We start from the raw sequence: 17218 nt of genomic DNA on the forward strand, positions 1-17218 counted from the left end.
CGTTGGCGAGGCGGCGACGGATCCGGGAAGGTGGGCGGTGATGAGCACCCCGCACCGCACCCCGCCCCGCTGGGTCCGCTGGACCCTGGGCATCCTCGCCGCCCTCGTGCCCTGCGTCGTGTGGGGGGTCACGACGGCGACCGCCGAGCGCAGCCTCGGCCCGCACGAGGCGACCTACGAGGTGACGACCGACGGGCTCGTCGTCGTCGACCTCGGGCCCCTGGGGACGCTCCAGATCGAGTCGCCCCTGCCGCTGGGCCTCGGCGCCGACGTGACGGTCCAGGAGATCCCTGCCGACCTCACGGCCGTCGGCCAGGCCGACACGCTCGAGGGCCTGTCGCAGGACCTCGAGGACTACCTGCGCTTCTTCGGCGGGCCCCAGGAGACGATCGGGTCGGTCGCGCGAGCGCTCGTCGTCGACGCCCTGCGCCGCACCGGCTTCGCGATCCTCGTCGTCGCCGCGGGCGGCGCGGGGCTGTACGCGCTGCTCGGCGCGGCGAGGCGCCGGGAGCTCACCGCGGTCGCCGCGCCCCGGACGTTCGAGATCACCGCGAGCGTCGTGCTCGTGGGCCTCGTGGCCGCGTCCCTCTCCTCGAGCGACCCCGCGGCGTCGCGCGGCGAGGGTCAGCCGGCCTCCGCCGTGTTCGCGGGCACGCCGCTCGAGGGCGCGCGCATCACCGGGCGGCTCGCCGGCGTCGTCGACACCTACGGCTCGCTCGTCCTGGACTTCTACCGCGAGAACGAGGAGTTCTACGCGGAGGCGAACGACAACCTCGTCACCGCCTGGGACCGGCGGCAGACCGTCCAGCGGCTCAACGCCGCCGCCGCGGAGCGCGGCGCGCGGGCCGACGGCGGGAGGGCCGTCGCGACGCTCGCGCCGGACGACGAGCCGACGCGCCCTGACGCCGACGCGACGACGGACGCCGCGACCGAGGAACCGGCCGACGGTGACGGCGCGAGCGGTGCGGGCGGCACGGAGGGACCGACGACCGACGACGACGGGTCGTCCGGCACGCCGACGTCGCCCGAGCCGGCGGCCGAGGAGGACCTCGTCACCCTGGTCGTCATCTCCGACCTGCACTGCAACGTCGGGATGGCTCCGCTGATCCGGACGGTCGTCGAGGGGTCGGGCGCGAGCGTCGTGCTCAACGCGGGGGACACGACGATGAACGGGACCGCCGTGGAGTCGTTCTGCGTCGACGCCTTCGCGGGCGCGATCCCGAACGGCGTGACGACGGTCGTCGCGGACGGCAACCACGACAGCGTCGAGACGTCCGCCCAGGAGCGCGGTCACGGCCAGGTCGTGCTCGACGGCGAGGTCGTCGAGGTCGAGGGCATCCGGATCCTCGGGGACCGCGACCCGCTCGAGACGCGGCTCGCCGCCGCCGCGCAGCCCGCGCGCGAGGAGACGCCCGAGGAGTACGCGGCGCGCCTCGCGGAGGCGGCGTGCACCGAGCAGGAGGAGGGCGACGGCATCGACCTGCTCCTGATCCACACGCCGCGCATGGGCAACGACGCCATCGAGTCGGGGTGCGTGCCGAACCAGATCTCCGGGCACATGCACACGCGGTCCGGACCGGAGCGGATGGGCGACGGCGTGCGCTACGTCAGCGGGAGCACCGCCGGTGCGGTGAAGGACCAGCTCCGCGTCGGCCCGCTCAAGGGCACCTCCGAGATGACCGTCCTGCGCTTCGACCCGCAGCAGCGCAGGATCCTCGACTGGCAGCTCGTCCAGGTGGGCACGGACGCGTCGGCGACGGTCTGGCCGCGCCTCGCGTGGCCGGCCCCGACGGACGCCGCCCCGGCGGCCGAGGACTGAGGCGGGACGTGCGCGTCGGTCGCGCCGGGCCGGGTCGAGGAGCGGCAGGATGGGGCGCATGAGCAGGTCCACGCGCTGGGGCGTCGTCGCGGTCGTCCTCGCTCTCGTCGTGCTGCTGCTCGCCCCGTTCGTCTACAGCGAGCTCACCGAGGGGCGCACGCCGCCGCCGCTCGGCCTGCAGACGCCGGGGGAGACGTCGCCCGCGGTCGAGTCGCCGGCACCGGGCCCGTTCGACGTCGACGGGCGGTGGGTCGCCGGACCCGGCTCGGCGGCCGGGTTCCGCGCCGAACGGCTCGGCGTCCCGCGGGACGAGGCGACGGTCGTGGGCAGCACGCAGGACGTGACGGGCGCCGTGGAGGTCGTGTCGGGCGAGGCGACGACGGCGCACGTCGAGGTCGCGACCGCGACCATCACGACCGGGGACGCCGTCGAGGACGCCCTCCTGCGGCGCGTGCTGGAGGTCGACATCTACCCGACGTCGGTCTTCGCCCTGACGACACCCCTCGACGTCACCGCCCTGGAGGACGCGACCGGGCCCGTGCGCCTCGAGGCGAGCGGGACCCTGACCCTGCGGGACGTCACCGAGCCGGTGACGGTCGCCCTCGAGGTCCAGCGCTCGGGCGAGGGTCTGCGGGTCGACGGCGCGATCGGCGTCACGTTCTCCGACTACGGCATCGGCGCCCAGCAGCTCGCGCCCGTCGAGGTGCGCGACGAGGGCACCGTCGAGGTGAGCCTCGCGCTGTCCCGCTCGACGGGCTGACCGGCGTCGGGTGCGTCCGGCGCCGTGTCGGTGGCCGGGACCGTGTCCTAGGGTGGTCGCGTGGACCGCCCCGACGACCTCACGCCCGTGGCCCAGGACTACCTCAAGGTCGTCTGGTCTGCGCAGGAGTGGTCGGACGAGCGCGTGACCACCAAGCTCCTCGCCGAGCGGATGGGCGTGGGGGCGTCGACCGTCTCGGAGACCGTGCGGCGCCTGAGCGCCCAGGGGCTGCTCGAGCACGCGCCGTACGGGGCGATCGCGCTCACCGACCGTGGCCGGCTTCTCGCCCTCGCGATGGTGCGCAGGCACCGGCTCCTGGAGACCTATCTCGTCTCCGAGCTCGGCTACGCCTGGGACGAGGTCCACGACGAGGCGGAGGTCCTCGAGCACGCCGTGTCGGACCTCATGATCGAGCGCATCGACGTCCGTCTCGGCCGGCCGACGCGCGACCCCCACGGCGACCCGATCCCGGGTCCCGACGGGGTCGTGGTCCGCCCGCCCGCCGTACCGCTCGCCGAGCTCGTCGCCGGTGACGAGGGTGTCGTGGTGCGGATCTCCGACGCCGACCCCGACGTGCTGCGCTACCTCGCCGAGCTCGGCGTCGGTCTCGACACCCGGGTCGCGGTCACCGAGCGCCGCGAGTACGCCGGCACGCTGACCGTCGCCTGGTCCGGAGCAGGTGCCGACACCCGTGCCGGTGCCGGTCCGGCGCGCGGGACGACCGCGCCGTCCCAGCTCGGCCTGCGCGCCGCCGGGCACGTGTGGGTCGTGCGCGGGCCCGCCGCGTCCGCCTAGACTGGCGCGCACACCATCCTTTCGTCGCCGCCGTCGTCGACACCGATCGAATCGATTCGACCCACCACCTCGACCACCTCGACGACCCCGGGAGAACCATGACCGCACCGAGGACCGGGCCCGCGCTCCTCGCGCTCGCCATGGGCGGCTTCACCATCGGCACGACCGAGTTCGCCACGATGGGCCTGCTGTCCGACATCGCGACCGACCTCGACGTGTCCATCCCCACGGCCGGGCACGCGATCACGGCGTACGCCGTCGGCGTCGTCGTCGGCGCGCCGCTGCTCACCGTGCTCGCCGCGCGCCTGCCCCGCAAGACGCTCCTCCTCGCGCTCATGGGCTTCTACGCGGTGGCCAACGTGCTGTCGGCGACGGCCGGGAGCATCGAGACGCTCGTCGCCGGCCGGTTCCTCGCCGGCCTCCCGCACGGCGCGTTCTTCGGCGTCGGGGCCGCGGTCGGCGCGGCCGTCGTGGGTCCGGGCCGGCGCGGCCACGCGGTCGCGATGATGATGACGGGACTGACCGTCGCCAACGTCGTCGGCGTGCCGCTGTCCACCTACGTGGGCCAGCAGCTCGGGTGGCGCGCCGCGTTCGTCCTGGTCGGCGGGCTGGGCCTCGCCACGCTCGCCGCGCTGTGGTGGCTCGTGCCCGCCGGGGCGGGCCACGAGGCGTCGAGCGCGCGCCGCGAGCTCGCCGCGCTGCGCAACCGCCCGCTGTGGATCGGCTTCGTCGCCGCGTCCGTCGGGTTCGGCGGCATGTTCGCGGTGTACTCGTACGTCGAGCCGACCATCACGCGCGTCACCGGCCTCGCGACCGGCGCCGTGCCTGTCGTGCTCGCGGTCTTCGGCGTCGGCATGACGGTCGGCACGCTGCTCGGGGGCCGGCTGGCGGACCGCTCGGTCATGCGCACCGTCTACGTCGGCTTCGTGTCGACCGCGGCCGCGCTCGTCCTCTTCGCGCTCACCGGCGAGCACCCCGTCCCTGCGGTGCTCGCGCTGTTCCTCCTGGGCGTCACGTCGCAGGTGCTCGGGCTCTCGCTCCAGACCCGGCTCATGGACCTCTCGCCGTCCGCCCCGTCGCTCGGTGCCGCGCTGTGCCACTCGGCGCTCAACGTCGGCAACGCGAACGGCGCGTTCCTCGGCGGCGTCGTCATCGCCGCCGGCTGGGGCTACCTCGCCCCGGCGTGGACGGGCGTGGCGCTCACGCTGGCGGGCCTCGCGATCATCCTGCTGGTCGGGCGCCGCCCCGCGGGCGTCGTCGTCGCCACGCTGCCCGACGCCGTCCGCTCGCCCGAGGCCACCGTCTCGCCGAGGTAGCACCCGGGTCCCCGAGGTCGTTCCCGCGTCGACGAGCTGGTACCGGTCGCCACCCCCGACGCGTGGCGCCGGGACGCGGCGCGCCAGACCCGACCGGCCGCCGTCGGCTCCCTCACAGCCGCGTCCCAGCGAGTCGCGATAGGTTGTGCCCACCGCGCCGACGGCGCGACCACGACGGTCCGGTGCGAGCCGGCGACCCACGAGGAGCGTCCCCGTGAGCAAGAGCGCCCCTGTCGACACGACGGGCGAGTCCGGTCCCCACGAGCTCGAGGAGCCGCTCCCCGGCGGACCGCGCCCCCTGGGCGCCCGCACCCTCGGCTGGCTGCTCGTCGTCCTCGGCGCGATCGGCCTCCTCGCGTCGGCCGACCTCACCGTCGAGCGCTACCTGACCTTGGTCGACCCGGACCACGCGCTGTCCTGCACGCTCAGCGTGTTCGTCGACTGCGGTCCGGCGATGGGGTCGTGGCAGGGGTCGTTGCTCGGCTTCCCGAACCCCCTGCTCGGCATCGCGGGCTTCTCGGTCGTCGTCACGACCGGCGTCGTCGTCCTCGCGGGAGCACGGCTCCCGCGCTGGTACTGGCTGTCGCTGCTCGCCGTGACGACGGTCGCCCTCGCGCTCGTCGTCTTCCTCGTCTGGACGAGCCTGTACGCGCTCGTGCGCCTGTGCCCGTGGTGCATGGTCGTCTGGGCCGTCATGCTGCCGCTGTTCTGGTACCAGGCGGTCCACGCGGTGCAGGAGGGCTTCCTGCCCGCGAGCGACGGCGTGCGGCGGACCGTCGTCGGCAACCGGCACCTGTTCCTGGCGATCGGCTACGTGGCCCTGATCGCCTGGGTCTTCCTGGTCATGGGCCAGTACATCCTCACGAGCTTCTGAGCCGTCCGGACCTCGGGTCGTCCGGACCGCGGCCGTCCTGGCCCTGGGGGACCGGCGCCGACCGGCCGGTGGTCAGCGCCAGGCCGGCTGGTCCGGAGGGCCGTCCTGCGGCCCGCCCGGGCTGCCGTACGCGGGGGCGGGCGCGGAAGCCGCCTGGTGCGCGGACTGCGACGTCGCGCCGGGCTGGCCCGCCGGGATCGGGGAGACCACGACCGCGGTCCCGTACGCGCACACCTCGGAGAACGACTGCGCGATCTCGCCCGTGTCGAACCGCATGCCGACGACGGCGTTCCCGCCCCGCCGCTGCGCCTCCTGGACCATGCGGTGCATGACCTCCTGGCGCGACTCGTACACGAGCTGCGTGTACTCCTTGACCTCGCCGCCGCCGATCGCGCGGAAGCCCGCGACGAAGTTGGCGCCGAGGTTGGCGCTGCGCACGGTCATGCCCATCACCTCGCCGAGGACGGCGTCGATGCGGTACCCGGGGACCTCGTTGGTCGTCACCACGATCACGCGCACATCCTGCCACGGCGCACGCGTCCGCAGGCCCGCCGTCGGGCCTGCGCGCGGTCGGTAGAATCGGCCGCGTGACCACCCCTGACACCACCGAGATCACGCACGCCTCCGGCCAGCCCGCCTTCCGGTACACCCCGGCGCTCGCGGAGCAGATCGAGCTCAAGTGGCAGGAGCTGTGGGAGCAGCGCGGCACGTTCTTCGCCGCCAACCCCACGGGCGGGCTCACCGACGGCGACGGCAGGGGACCCGAGGGCGCGAGCCCGTACTTCATCATGGACATGTTCCCGTACCCGTCGGGTGCGGGGCTGCACGTGGGGCACCCGCTCGGGTACATCGCGACCGACGTCGTCGGGCGCTTCCGGCGCATGTGCGGCGACAACGTGCTGCACGCCCTCGGCTACGACGCCTTCGGCCTGCCCGCCGAGCAGTACGCCGTGCAGACGGGCCAGCACCCGCGCACGACGACCGAGGCCAACATCCTCAACATGCGTCGCCAGCTGCGCCGGCTCGGCCTCGCGCACGACTCCCGCCGCTCGTTCGCGACGATCGACCCGGAGTACGTGCGCTGGACGCAGTGGATCTTCCTGCAGATCTTCGACTCGTGGTACGACCCCGACGCGGAGCGTCCCGACGGCGGCCGCGGCCGCGCACGCCGCATCGCCGAGCTGGAGGCGCAGTACGCCGACGGGTCGCGGCCCGTGCCCGGCGGGGTGCCCGGCGTCGACGAGGGCGCGGACTGGGCCTCGCTCACCCCCGTGCAGCGGCGCGCGGTGATCGACCCGCAGCGCCTGGCCTACGTCGACGAGTCGCCGGTGAACTGGGCCCCCGGCCTCGGGACCGTGCTCGCGAACGAGGAGGTCACCGCGGACGGCCGCTCGGAGCGCGGCAACTTCCCGGTCTTCCAGCGCAGCCTGCGCCAGTGGAAGATGCGCATCACGGCGTACGCGGACCGGCTCGCGGACGACCTGGACCTCATCGACTGGCCCGACAAGGTCACGGCGATGCAGCGCAACTGGATCGGTCGCAGCGAGGGCGCGCTGGTGCGTTTCGCCGTGCTCGGCAGCGCGGACGGCGCCAACGACGCCGCGGCGGAGTCCGGCTCGCAGGTCGAGGTCTTCACGACGCGCCCCGACACCCTGTTCGGTGCGACGTTCATGGTCGTCTCGCCCGAGCACCCGCTGCTCGACGAGGTACCCGCGCACTGGCCCGACGGGACGTCGTCGGCGTGGACGGGCGGGCACCGGTCGCCGGTCGAGGCCGTCGCCGCCTACCGGCGCGAGGCCGCGGCGAAGACCGCCGTCGAGCGCCAGGCCGACGCCGGGAAGAAGACCGGCGTCTTCACGGGTCACCTCGCGGTCAACCCGGTCAACGGCGCGACCATCCCCGTCTTCACCGCCGACTACGTCCTCATGGGCTACGGCACCGGGGCGATCATGGCCGTCCCCGGCGGCGACGAGCGCGACTTCGCGTTCGCCGAGGCGTTCGGGCTGCCCGTCGTGCACACCGTCCGGCCCGCCGGCGGGTTCCCGGAGGGCTTCACGGGCGCGTGGACGGGCGACGGCGAGATCGTCGCGTCGTCGAACGACGAGGTGTCGCTCGACGGGCTCGACGTCCCGGCGGCGAAGCGGACGATCACGGAGTGGCTCGTCGCGAAGGGGCTCGGCGAGGGCACCACCACCTACCGCCTGCGCGACTGGCTGTTCAGCCGCCAGCGCTACTGGGGCGAGCCGTTCCCCATCGTGTGGGACGCCAACGACCAGCCCGTCGCGATCCCGGACGCGATGCTGCCCGTCGACCTGCCCGACGTGCCCGACTACGCGCCGCGGACCTTCGAGCCCGACGACGCGGACTCCTCGCCGGAGGCGCCGCTCGGCCGCAACGACGACTGGGTCCGCGTGACGCTCGACCTGGGCGACGGGCCGCAGGAGTACCGCCGCGACACCAACACCATGCCCAACTGGGCGGGGTCGTGCTGGTACTACCTGCGCTACCTCGACCCGACGTGGTCCGGGTCGCCGGACGAGGCGGCTCGTGGGGCGGCGGGCAGGGCGGCGAACGCCGACGTGACCGTGGTCGACCCCGAGCTCGAGCGCTACTGGATGGGACCGGAGCACAACGCGTCCGCCGGGCGCGCGGGCGGCGTCGACCTGTACGTCGGCGGCGTCGAGCACGCCGTGCTGCACCTGCTCTACGCGCGGTTCTGGCACAAGGTCCTCTACGACCTGGGGCACGTCTCGAGCGTCGAGCCGTTCCACAAGCTCTTCAACCAGGGCTACGTTCAGGCGTACGCGTTCACCGACGCGCGCGGCCAGTACGTCCCGGCGGGCGAGGTCGTCGAGGAGCCCGCGGCGGACGGCTCGGGCGAGGTCGTGTACCGCTGGAACGGCGAGGTCGTGCAGCGCGAGTACGGCAAGATGGGCAAGTCGCTCAAGAACGTCGTCACGCCCGACGACATGTACGCCGAGTACGGCGCCGACACGTTCCGCGTCTACGAGATGTCGATGGGTCCGCTCGACCTGTCGCGCCCGTGGGAGACGCGCGCCGTCGTCGGGTCGCAGCGCTTCCTGCAGCGGCTGTGGCGCAACGTCGTGAGTGAAGACACGGGGGAGACGACCGTCTCGGACGAGCCGGCGTCGCCCGAGACGCTGCGCGCCGTGCACCGCGCGATCGCGGACGTGCGGGTCGAGATGGAGCACATGCGCCCCAACACGGCGATCGCGAAGCTCATCACGCTCAACAACCACCTGACGTCGCTCGACCGCGTGCCGCGCGAGGCCGTGGAGCCGCTCGTGCTCATGACGGCGCCGGTGGCGCCGCACCTCGCCGAGGAGCTCTGGCAGCGCCTGGGCCACGACGGCTCGCTCGCGCACGCGCCGTTCCCGACGGCGGACCCGCAGTACCTCGTCGAGGACACCGTGACGTGCGTCGTGCAGGTCAAGGGCAAGGTCCGCGGCCGGCTCGAGGTGCCGCCGTCGATCACGGAGGCCGACCTCGAGGCCGCCGCGCTCGCCGAGCCGAACGTCGTGCGCGCGATCGACGGTGCTCAGGTCCGCAAGGTGATCGTGCGCGCTCCGAAGCTGGTGAACATCGTCGTCTGACCCTTTCGCTGAGTGCATGAAATCGTCGCGTCCGACCTGCTCGGGCGCGACTATTTCATGCACTCACGGGCGGGCGGATGCCCGACGGCGGTCCCTCGCCGCGCGCACGCGGCGCACCAGACGCTCGGGGTTCCGGATCACATCGTCGGCCGTCGCCGTGACGATGATCCACCCGGCGTCCTCGAGGCGCTGACGCCGCTCGACGTCGCGACGCCACGTCGCCGGGTCGGTCCGGTGGATGTCGCCGTCGTACTCGATCGCGACGCGCAGCTCCGGGTACGAGAGGTCGGGCAGGGCGAGAAATCGTCCGGCACCGTCGAGCGCCGGGACGTTGACCTGCGGGCACGGCAGACCGGCCTGGACGAGGATCAGCCGCGTCCTGGTCTCCATGCTCGAGTCGGTCCCCGCGCGCACGAGGTCGATCGCCTCGCGGCACCGCACGATGCCGCGCATCTTGTACGTGGCGTCCATGAGCCGGCGCAGCTCGTGGACCGTCGTGGCGGCGTCCCTCCTCCTCGTCATCGCGTCGGCGAGGACCACCAGGTCCTCCGGCGACAGCGCGTGCGCGAGCTGGAGCCAGGTCTGCGCGGGAGAGGTCACGGGCAGCCCGTGCGCCTGGGTGGTGCTCAGACGGCGCTGCCCGCAGTAGTGCGCGACGAGGTTCGACCGTTGCGGCCGCAGCTCGCGCCGTGGCGAGACCACGTGCACGCGGTCGTCGGCGGCGAGCTGCCACGGGAGCTCGACACCGTGGAGCCGGAGCGCGGTGACGTGGCTGAAGGCCGCGCCGTCGGGCAGCACGAGTGCCGCGGCACGGCACAGGTCGACGGTCGTGGCGATGCTCGCGGCCGGCACCCGGACGCCGGCGAACGGTGCGTCGAGAGTCGGACTGCGCAACGAGGCCGGGGTGCTGCCGAAGGTTTGCGCGGTGCGCGTGCGGAACGGCCGGTCGGGCAGCTGCGAGGTCATGCCGCCGAGGGTGCCGCACAGCGGTCGGCCGCCGTGCGCCTGGCCCCAGTCCTGTGGACGACCAACCGCTGAGTGCATGGAATAGTCGCGTCCGAGGCGATCAGGCGCGACTATTCCATGCACTCAGCGGGAACGCGTCAGCGGCGGCGCGTGCCGAAGATCGTGCGGGTGAGCTCGCGCCCGAGCTGGGTCCCGGCCGAGCGGAGGAACGCGTCGAGCGGGTTCGACGACCGCGAGCGCGACGACTCCGACGAGCCGGTCCTCGACGGGGGTCTCGCGGCGTCGCGCTCCAGCTTCGCGCGCATCCTCTCGAGCTCCGCCTGCTCCTTCCTCGCCGTGCGCTCGGCCTCCTTCGCCGCGTCCTTCGCCGCCTTCTCCTGCGCGGCGGCCTCGGCCTCCGCGGCCTCCGCGGCGGCCCGTGCGGCGGCCTGCTCCTGCGCGCGGACCTGCAGCAGCTCGAACGCGGACTCGGCGTCGACCGGCGTGCCGTACCGGGCGTAGGCCGGTGACGCCGCCACGGCGGCCTCCAGGGCGGCGGTCGGCGCGGGGTCCATCGACGACCGCGGCGCCCGGACGCGGGTCCAGGCGACGGGCGTCGGCGCGCCCTTCTCCGTGAGCACGGTGACCACCGCCTCACCGGTGCCGAGCGACTGCAGGAGCCGCTCCAGGTCGTAGGGCGAGTGCGGGAACGTGCGCGCGGCCGCGCGCAGGGCGGACGCGTCGTCGGGCGTGAACGCGCGCAGCGCGTGCTGCACGCGGTTGCCGAGCTGCGCGAGCACGTCGGCGGGCACGTCCTTGGGGCTCTGCGTCACGAAGAACACGCCGACGCCCTTGGACCGGATCAGCCGGACCGTCTGCACGACCTGCTCGAGGAAGTCCTTCGACGCGCCCGTGAACAGCAGGTGCGCCTCGTCGAAGAAGAACACGAGCCGCGGCTTCTCGACGTCGCCGACCTCGGGCAGCTCCTGGAACAGGTCGGCGAGCAGCCACATGAGGAAGGTCGAGAACAGTGCCGGCCGGTCCTGCACCGCGGGCAGCTCGAGCGCCGAGACCACGCCCCGTCCGTCGGGTGCGGTGCGCAGCAGGTCCGACGTCGCGAACGCCGGCTCCCCGAAGAAGACGTCCGCGCCCTGCGCCTGGAGCGCGACGATCTCGCGCAGGATGACGCCGGCCGTCGCGGCGGAGACGCCGCCGAGGCCCTTGAGCTCGGCCCTGCCCTCGTCCGACGTGAGGTACGCGATCGTGGACTGCAGGTCCTTGAGGTCGAGGAGCGCGAGACCCTGCGCGTCCGCCCAGTGGAAGACGAGCCCGAGGCTCGACTCCTGCGTCTCGTTGAGGCCCAGCACCTTCGACAGCAGCAGGGGCCCGAAGTCCGTGACCGTCGTCCGGATCGGCACGCCCGTCCCCAGGCCGCCGAGCGTGTACAGCTCGACGGGGAACGCGGTGGGCGCCCAGTCCTGCCCGATCGAGCGCGACCGCTCGACGATCTTCTCGGTCGACGCCCCGGGCTGCGTCAGACCGGACAGGTCGCCCTTGACGTCCGCGAGGAACACCGGCACGCCCGCGGCGGAGAGGCCCTCCGCCATGCCCTGCAACGTCTTGGTCTTGCCCGTGCCGGTCGCGCCGGCGACCAGCCCGTGCCGGTTGAGCATCGAGAGCGCGAAGCCCACCTGGACGTCCGCACGGGGGCTCGGCTCGCCGCCCGGCTCAGCCTCCAGCAGCGCCCCGAGCGCGAGGGTCCCGCCCTCGTACGCGTACCCCGCGGCGACCTCGGCGGCGTAGCCCTCCACGGCCCCTGCCGGCGCCGCGTCCGACGTCCGCTCCGGGGCCGGGCGGGAGGAGTCGTGCGCAGGGGCCGCCTTCGCGGCGGCCGCCTCCGCGGCGTCGAGAGCTGCCTGGGCGGCGCGCGCCCTGGCCTCGGCCGCTTCCGCCGCGGCGCTCGCCGCGGCCGCACGCAGCGCCGCGAGCTCGGGATCGGTCGGTGCGTCGTCGCCCATGCCTCGGATCCTAGGGCGAGGCGGGCGCGTGCGCCCTGGCGCAGGCAGCCGGTCGCCCTGGGCCAGGAACGGCATCGCCGGCGTCCCGGACCTCGTCACGGTCCGGGCGTGGGCGGGCGTGCTGATGCGCTCGGGCCTGCGAGCGCCGTAGGGTGGGCGCCGCCATGACCGACCACCACGTGCACGTCGTCACCGACTCGACGGCGTCCCTCCCACCCGCCGACCACCCCCGGCTGCGGGTCGTCCCGCTGCACGTGGTGGTCGACGACGAGTCGTACCTGGAGGGCGTGGGACTGACCGCGTCCGACGTCGCAGCCCACCTGCACGACGGGCGCCGGGTGACGACGTCGCAGCCCACACCCCGTGCGTTCGTCGACGCCTACGCGGCGGCCGCGGCGGCGGGGGCGCGCGAGATCGTCTCCGTCCACCTGTCGGGAGAGCTGTCCGGGACGGTGCACGCCGCGGCGCTCGCGGCCGCCGACTCGCCGGTCCCGGTGCGCGTCGTCGACTCGAGGACGGTCGCGATGGGGCTCGGGTTCGCGGCCCGCGAGGCTGCCCGCGCCGCGGCCGAGGGCGCGCCCGCCGACGTCGTCGCACGGCGCGCGATCGAGGTCGCCGACGCCGGCCGCGCGATCTTCCTCGTCGAGTCGCTCGACCACCTGCGCCGGGGCGGGCGGCTCAGCGCGGCGTCGGCCGCGCTGGGGACGGTGCTCGGCGTGCGACCGCTGCTGGCCGTGCGGGACGGCCGGATCGACGTCGTCCAGAAGGTCCGCACGAAGGCGGCGGCGGTCGAGCGGATGACGGCGGTCGCCGCGGAGTCGGCGGGCCGGCGCGCCCGGCCCGCGCTCGCCGTCCCCCCCGTCGGGGCGGACGACGCCGCGCACCGCCTCGCCGACGAGCTCGCCGACCGCACGGGCCTGCGCGCCGAGGTGACCCCCGTGAGCGCCGTGCTGGGAGCGCACGTGGGCCCCGGGGTGCTCGCGGTCGTCGTCGCCGACCTCGCGGACCGCGGCTCGGGCGTCGGGGACCGGCCGCCCGCCGGCTGAGCCGACCGCGGGCGGCCGGGACGCGCGGCGCGACGTCCCGGGGCCGTGCGGTTCGTGGCCGTGCACAGGCCGACTCGGCGGGGTGCCGGTCCACAGGCGGTCCGCCGTCCGCGCGGCGAGGTGCGCCGGGTGCCTAGCGTCCCCGGCGTGAGCACACCACGACACGAGCCGAGTCCAGAGGCACGGACCGGGCGCGACCGTCAGGACGCGATCGTCCGGCAGCGGTTGCGCGCCGTGTCCCGGTCCGGTCGGCCGGCGCTGGCCTGGCATCCTGCGACCGGCACGCTGGCGCAGGTCGACGCGCAGGCCGTCCACGGCGTCGACCGCGACGACGGGGGCGTCCCGTGGACGGACGCGGACCCGACTCCCCGAGACGGCGGACGGGGCGACGCCGAGCCGCCGGACGGGACCGACGGCGTCGCACCGCCGGACCGGGAGGTCGGGTGGCTGCCGGTGCGACCGGGAGCGGGTGCGGGAGTGCCGCGGCACGGCGAGGTGCCGCTGCGGGGCGCGACGGGCACCCCGGCCGTTCCGGCGGTGCCGACGGACGGGGGAGCGGCGGCGGCGCAGGACGCCGTCGGGTCGATGCGCCGCCGCGCCGCGGAGACGGCCGCGAGCGCGTACGCCGCCGCGCACGGGCACCCCACCGCCCACTCCGGCTTCGCCGGGCTCGCCGACGAGGGCCGTCCACGCTGGTCGGTGCGGCCGCGCACCGTGGTGGCGCTGTCGTCGTCGTCGCGCTCGCGCTCGCCGCGGGCGTCGTGGCGGTCCGGCTCCCGTCGGGCGAGGTCGAGCCGGTCGCCCAGGTCGGAGAGGTCGACGCCTCGGCAGCGGCGACCGGGCAGGAGGCGGACGCACACGGCGCGACGAGGCTCGACGAGCGCGGCGTCCGAGAGCCCTGCGGCCGAGGACGTCGCCGTGGCCACGAGCGCACCCGAGGGAGTCGTCGTGCACGTCGTGGGGCAGGTCGCGGCGCCCGGGCTCGTGACGGTCCCCCCGGACGCACGGGTGGCCGACGCGCTCCGGGCCGCGGGCGGTGCGACGCCGGACGCCGACCTCGCGGCGCTCAACCTGGCGCGGGCGGTGACGGACGGGGAGCAGATCGTCGTGCCGCGGCCGGGGAGGTCGTGGCGCTCCCCGACCCGGGGGCGCAGGGGGCGGCGCGGACGCCGCGGTCGGACCGCTCGATCAACGCTGCCGACGCAGCCGCCCTCGACGCGCTGCCCGGGATCGGGCCCGTGCTCGCCGAGCGCATCGTGGCGTGGCGCGACGAGAACGGTCGGTTCACCTCCGTCGAGGAGCCTGGGCGAGGTGAGCGGCATCGGCCCGGCCGTCCTCGCCGACGTCCGCGACCTCGTCCGCGTGTGAGGGACCTGCGGCTGGTCCCGTCGGCGCTCGCGGCGTGGGTGGCGGCGTTCCTCGCGGTGGACGCGTCGCCGGACGCCGTCCTGCGCGGCGCCGTGCTCGTGACCGTCGCGCTCGCGGTCGTGCTCGGGGTCGTGGCGGCGGCCGTCCTGCGGAGGCGGCGCGCCTCGTGCGACGAGACCCGACCCGTCCGCCTCCTCGGACAGGTGGTGATCGTCCTCGCGTGCGTCGCGGCCGTGCTGATCTCGGACGGCGGCGACCTCGCCGCACGGTCGGGACCGGGCCTCGCCGACCTCGCCGCACGGGGAGCGACGGCGACGGTCACGGCGACCGTGCGCTCCGCCGTCGTCGCGCGGGCCAACCCCTGGTCGGGCGAGACGGACCGGCTCGAGGTCCGGGTCGCGCTCGTCGGGCTCACGGCCCGGGGCGTCACGACGGCGGCGACCGGACCGCTCGTCGTCACGGGCACCGACGTCGCCGGCGGGCCGGCCGGCGGGTGGGCCGGCGGGTGGGCCGACGCGGCCTACGGTGCGACGATCACCGCGACCGGTCGCCTGGACGTCCTGGGCGACCGGACGCTCCTGCGCACGGACGGACCGCCGCACGTCGTCGCGCCACCCGGACCGTTCCTGCGCGGCGCGCACGCCATGCGACAGGGCCTGCTCGACGCGACGGACGGGCTGAGCCCGCAGGCGCGCGGGCTGGTGCCGGGCGTGGCGGTCGGGGACACCTCGCGGCTCGACCCGGTGCTCGACGAGGCGATGCGCACGACGTCGCTCACCCACGTGACCGCGGTCTCGGGCGGGCACTTCGCGATCGTCGTGGCGTGCGTCGCGGCGCTGTGCGTGGCGGCCCGTCTGCCGCGCCCGGTGCGGGTCGTCGTCACCGGCGCGGCGATGGCGGGCTTCGTCGCGCTGGTCCATCCCGAGCCCAGCGTCCTGCGCGCCGCGGCGATGGGAGGGGTCGGCGTCGCCGGGATCGCGCTGGGACGACCCTCGCGGGCCGTCGCGGCGCTCGGCACCGGCGTCGTGGTGCTGCTCGTGCTCGACCCGTGGCTCGCACGGTCGTACGGCTTCGTCCTGTCCGTGGCCGCGACCGCGGGCCTCGCGCTCCTCACGGCGCCGATCGCCCGCCGCCTCGCGCCCTGGTGCGGGCGCACGGCCGCGCACGTCGTCGCGGTCCCGGTCGCGGCGCAGGCTCGCGTGCGCGCCCGTGCTGGTCCTGCTCGACCCGAGCGTCAGCATGTGGTCGGTCCAGGCCAACCTCGTCGCCGCGCCGGCGCTCGGGCCCGCGACGGTCCTCGGCGTCCTGGCGACGCTCGTCGCGCCGTGGTGGCCCGCGGCCGCGACCGCGCTCGGGTGGTCGGCGGGACTGTTCACCGGGTGGATCGCGGGGGTCGCGCAGACCTTCGCCGGGCTGCCCGGCGCGCGTCTGCCGTGGCCCGGAGGCGTCGGCGGGCTCGTGCTCCTCGCCGTGGTCACGGTGGTCGTGCTCCTCCTCGTGGGACGCTCGCGCGCGCTGCGCACGGCGGGCGAGCGTCGGGGCTCCGCCGTGCCCCGTCGGCGCCGCTGCGTGAGCGGGTCGCGCGGGCGGTGCGGGTGGGGGCGCGCCGGGGCCGCGCGAGCGGGGCGGTCGGTCGTCCACGACCGGACCTCGGCCCCGGAGAGATCGCGACGGCCGTGCTGCTGGTCGTCGTGCTGGGGCTCGTCGGTGTGCTCGTGCGACCCCTCGTCGTGGGGAGCGGTGCGGTGCCGCCGGACTGGGCGGTCGTGGCGTGCGACGTCGGGCAGGGTGACGCGCTGGTGCTGCGCGCCGGCCCGGGCTCCGCGGTGGTGGTGGACGTCGGCCCCCGGCGACGCCGCCGACCGGTGCCTCGACGAGCTCGGCGTGCAGCGGGTCGACCTGCTCGTGCTCACCCACTTCCACGCGGACCACGTCGGCGGGCTCGACGCCGTGCTGCGTGGACGGACCGTCGCGCGCGCGCTCGTGACGGGCACGGCGGACCCGCCGGCGCAGGCGGACAGGACGCTCGGCGCGCTGGAGACGGCGGGTGTGCCGGTGCAGGTCGCGGTCGCCGGCGACGCGGGCACGCAGGGCGGGGCGCGATGGGAGGTCCTCCAGGCGGGCCCGGGCGACGAGGGCGCCGGGGAGGGGTGCCGGCGCGCCGCGCGGGGTCCGACGAGGGCGACGGCGGCGCGAACGACGCGAGCATCGCGCTCCTCGCACGGGTGTCGGGAATCGACGTCGTCACGCTCGGCGACCTCGAGGACTCCGGGCAGGGCGCGCTCGCGCGGTCCCTCGCGCCGCGCGGGCTGGGCGAGGTGGACGTGGTGAAGGTCGCGCACCACGGCTCGGCGACCCAGTCCGAGCGGCTCGCGGAGATCCTCGCCCCGGCCGTGGCGGTGGTGAGCCCGGGGAGAACACGTACGGGCACCCGACCGACCGGGCGCTGGACCTCTACAAGGGTGTCGGTGCGAGCGTGCTGCGCACCGACACGTGCGGCACGTTCGCGCTCGTCGTGCGCGACGGCGTCCTCGGCGCCGCGGGATGCGCGTGATCCCGCGACACCCGGCTCCCGGCGCCCATCTCCGTGCCCGAGCCCCGCGCGTCGCGCAGGTCGTGCGGGTGGTCGGCGTGGGCGGCGTCGGGACCTCGGGCCGAGCCCC

General features: G+C 75.4%; 11 protein-coding genes and 2 pseudogenes. 10 read left to right on the forward strand and 3 right to left on the reverse strand.

Going from position 1 to position 17218, the window contains the following annotated elements; all coding sequences use genetic code 11:
• Positions 1 to 40: 40 nt before the first annotated feature.
• From ACWPWV_RS13530 to ACWPWV_RS13550, 5 genes are all read left to right on the forward strand, one after another.
• A complete protein-coding gene (locus ACWPWV_RS13530; RefSeq protein ID WP_454043487.1) occupies positions 41 to 1819 on the forward strand; it encodes a metallophosphoesterase family protein in 1779 nt (592 codons plus the stop codon).
• 58 nt (positions 1820 to 1877) lie between these two features.
• Entirely contained in the window at positions 1878 to 2579 is a 702-nt protein-coding gene (locus ACWPWV_RS13535) for a YceI family protein (protein WP_454043488.1), read from the forward strand.
• A 60-nt stretch (positions 2580 to 2639) separates the two neighbouring features.
• Positions 2640 to 3374, forward strand: coding sequence for a metal-dependent transcriptional regulator (locus tag ACWPWV_RS13540; protein ID WP_454043489.1), 735 nt, complete (start codon positions 2640 to 2642; stop codon positions 3372 to 3374).
• 98 nt (positions 3375 to 3472) lie between these two features.
• Positions 3473 to 4690 carry an MFS transporter gene (locus ACWPWV_RS13545; RefSeq protein ID WP_454043490.1) on the forward strand — a complete coding sequence of 406 codons (1218 nt, stop codon included), beginning with the start codon at positions 3473 to 3475 and terminating at the stop codon, positions 4688 to 4690.
• 214 nt (positions 4691 to 4904) lie between these two features.
• Complete coding sequence (locus tag ACWPWV_RS13550) at positions 4905 to 5564, forward strand: vitamin K epoxide reductase family protein (protein ID WP_454043491.1); 660 nt, start codon at positions 4905 to 4907, stop codon at positions 5562 to 5564.
• A 72-nt stretch (positions 5565 to 5636) separates the two neighbouring features.
• Here the strand turns inward: ACWPWV_RS13550 and ACWPWV_RS13555 are convergent, their stop codons facing one another.
• Positions 5637 to 6077, reverse strand: coding sequence for a YbjQ family protein (locus ACWPWV_RS13555; protein ID WP_454043492.1), 441 nt, complete (start codon positions 6075 to 6077; stop codon positions 5637 to 5639).
• A gap of 74 nt (positions 6078 to 6151) precedes the next feature.
• Between ACWPWV_RS13555 and leuS the strand changes: the two genes are divergently transcribed.
• Positions 6152 to 9178, forward strand: coding sequence for a leucine--tRNA ligase (gene leuS / locus ACWPWV_RS13560; protein WP_454043493.1), 3027 nt, complete (start codon positions 6152 to 6154; stop codon positions 9176 to 9178).
• Positions 9179 to 9241: 63 nt separating this feature from the next.
• Here the strand turns inward: leuS and ACWPWV_RS13565 are convergent, their stop codons facing one another.
• On the reverse strand, positions 9242 to 10144 hold the full coding sequence (locus ACWPWV_RS13565) for a hypothetical protein (protein WP_454043494.1): 903 nt from the start codon (positions 10142 to 10144) through the stop codon (positions 9242 to 9244).
• 137 nt (positions 10145 to 10281) lie between these two features.
• A complete protein-coding gene (locus ACWPWV_RS13570) occupies positions 10282 to 12141 on the reverse strand; it encodes a helicase HerA-like domain-containing protein (protein ID WP_454043495.1) in 1860 nt (619 codons plus the stop codon).
• A 164-nt stretch (positions 12142 to 12305) separates the two neighbouring features.
• On the opposite strand from ACWPWV_RS13570, the gene ACWPWV_RS13575 reads away from it, so the two are divergent.
• The 4 genes and pseudogenes from ACWPWV_RS13575 (at position 12306) to ACWPWV_RS13590 (ending at position 16886) form a co-directional block, all read left to right on the forward strand.
• Positions 12306 to 13187, forward strand: coding sequence for a DegV family protein (locus ACWPWV_RS13575; RefSeq protein WP_454043496.1), 882 nt, complete (start codon positions 12306 to 12308; stop codon positions 13185 to 13187).
• 585 nt (positions 13188 to 13772) lie between these two features.
• Positions 13773 to 14237, forward strand: a pseudogene (locus ACWPWV_RS13580) (SLBB domain-containing protein); the annotation flags it as partial.
• Between the two features lie 188 nt (positions 14238 to 14425).
• Positions 14426 to 15688: pseudogene (locus ACWPWV_RS13585) on the forward strand (ComEC/Rec2 family competence protein); the annotation flags it as partial.
• 106 nt (positions 15689 to 15794) lie between these two features.
• A complete protein-coding gene (locus ACWPWV_RS13590) occupies positions 15795 to 16886 on the forward strand; it encodes a ComEC/Rec2 family competence protein (RefSeq protein ID WP_454044543.1) in 1092 nt (363 codons plus the stop codon).
• Positions 16887 to 17218: the final 332 nt, after the last annotated feature.

The organism is Cellulosimicrobium sp. Marseille-Q8652, assembly GCF_965112045.1.

What these genes read in the sequence shown, in the direction of transcription:
- ACWPWV_RS13530 (WP_454043487.1), top strand. Translation starts at nt 41, where the DNA reads ATGAGCACCCCGCACCGCACCCCGCCCCGCTGGGTCCGCTGGACCCTG.
- ACWPWV_RS13535 (WP_454043488.1), top strand. Translation starts at nt 1,878, where the DNA reads ATGAGCAGGTCCACGCGCTGGGGCGTCGTCGCGGTCGTCCTCGCTCTC.
- ACWPWV_RS13545 (WP_454043490.1), top strand. Translation starts at nt 3,473, where the DNA reads ATGACCGCACCGAGGACCGGGCCCGCGCTCCTCGCGCTCGCCATGGGC.
- ACWPWV_RS13565 (WP_454043494.1), bottom strand. Translation starts at nt 10,144, where the DNA reads ATGACCTCGCAGCTGCCCGACCGGCCGTTCCGCACGCGCACCGCGCAA.
- ACWPWV_RS13570 (WP_454043495.1), bottom strand. Translation starts at nt 12,141, where the DNA reads ATGGGCGACGACGCACCGACCGATCCCGAGCTCGCGGCGCTGCGTGCG.
- ACWPWV_RS13575 (WP_454043496.1), top strand. Translation starts at nt 12,306, where the DNA reads ATGACCGACCACCACGTGCACGTCGTCACCGACTCGACGGCGTCCCTC.
- ACWPWV_RS13590 (WP_454044543.1), top strand. Translation starts at nt 15,795, where the DNA reads ATGTGGTCGGTCCAGGCCAACCTCGTCGCCGCGCCGGCGCTCGGGCCC.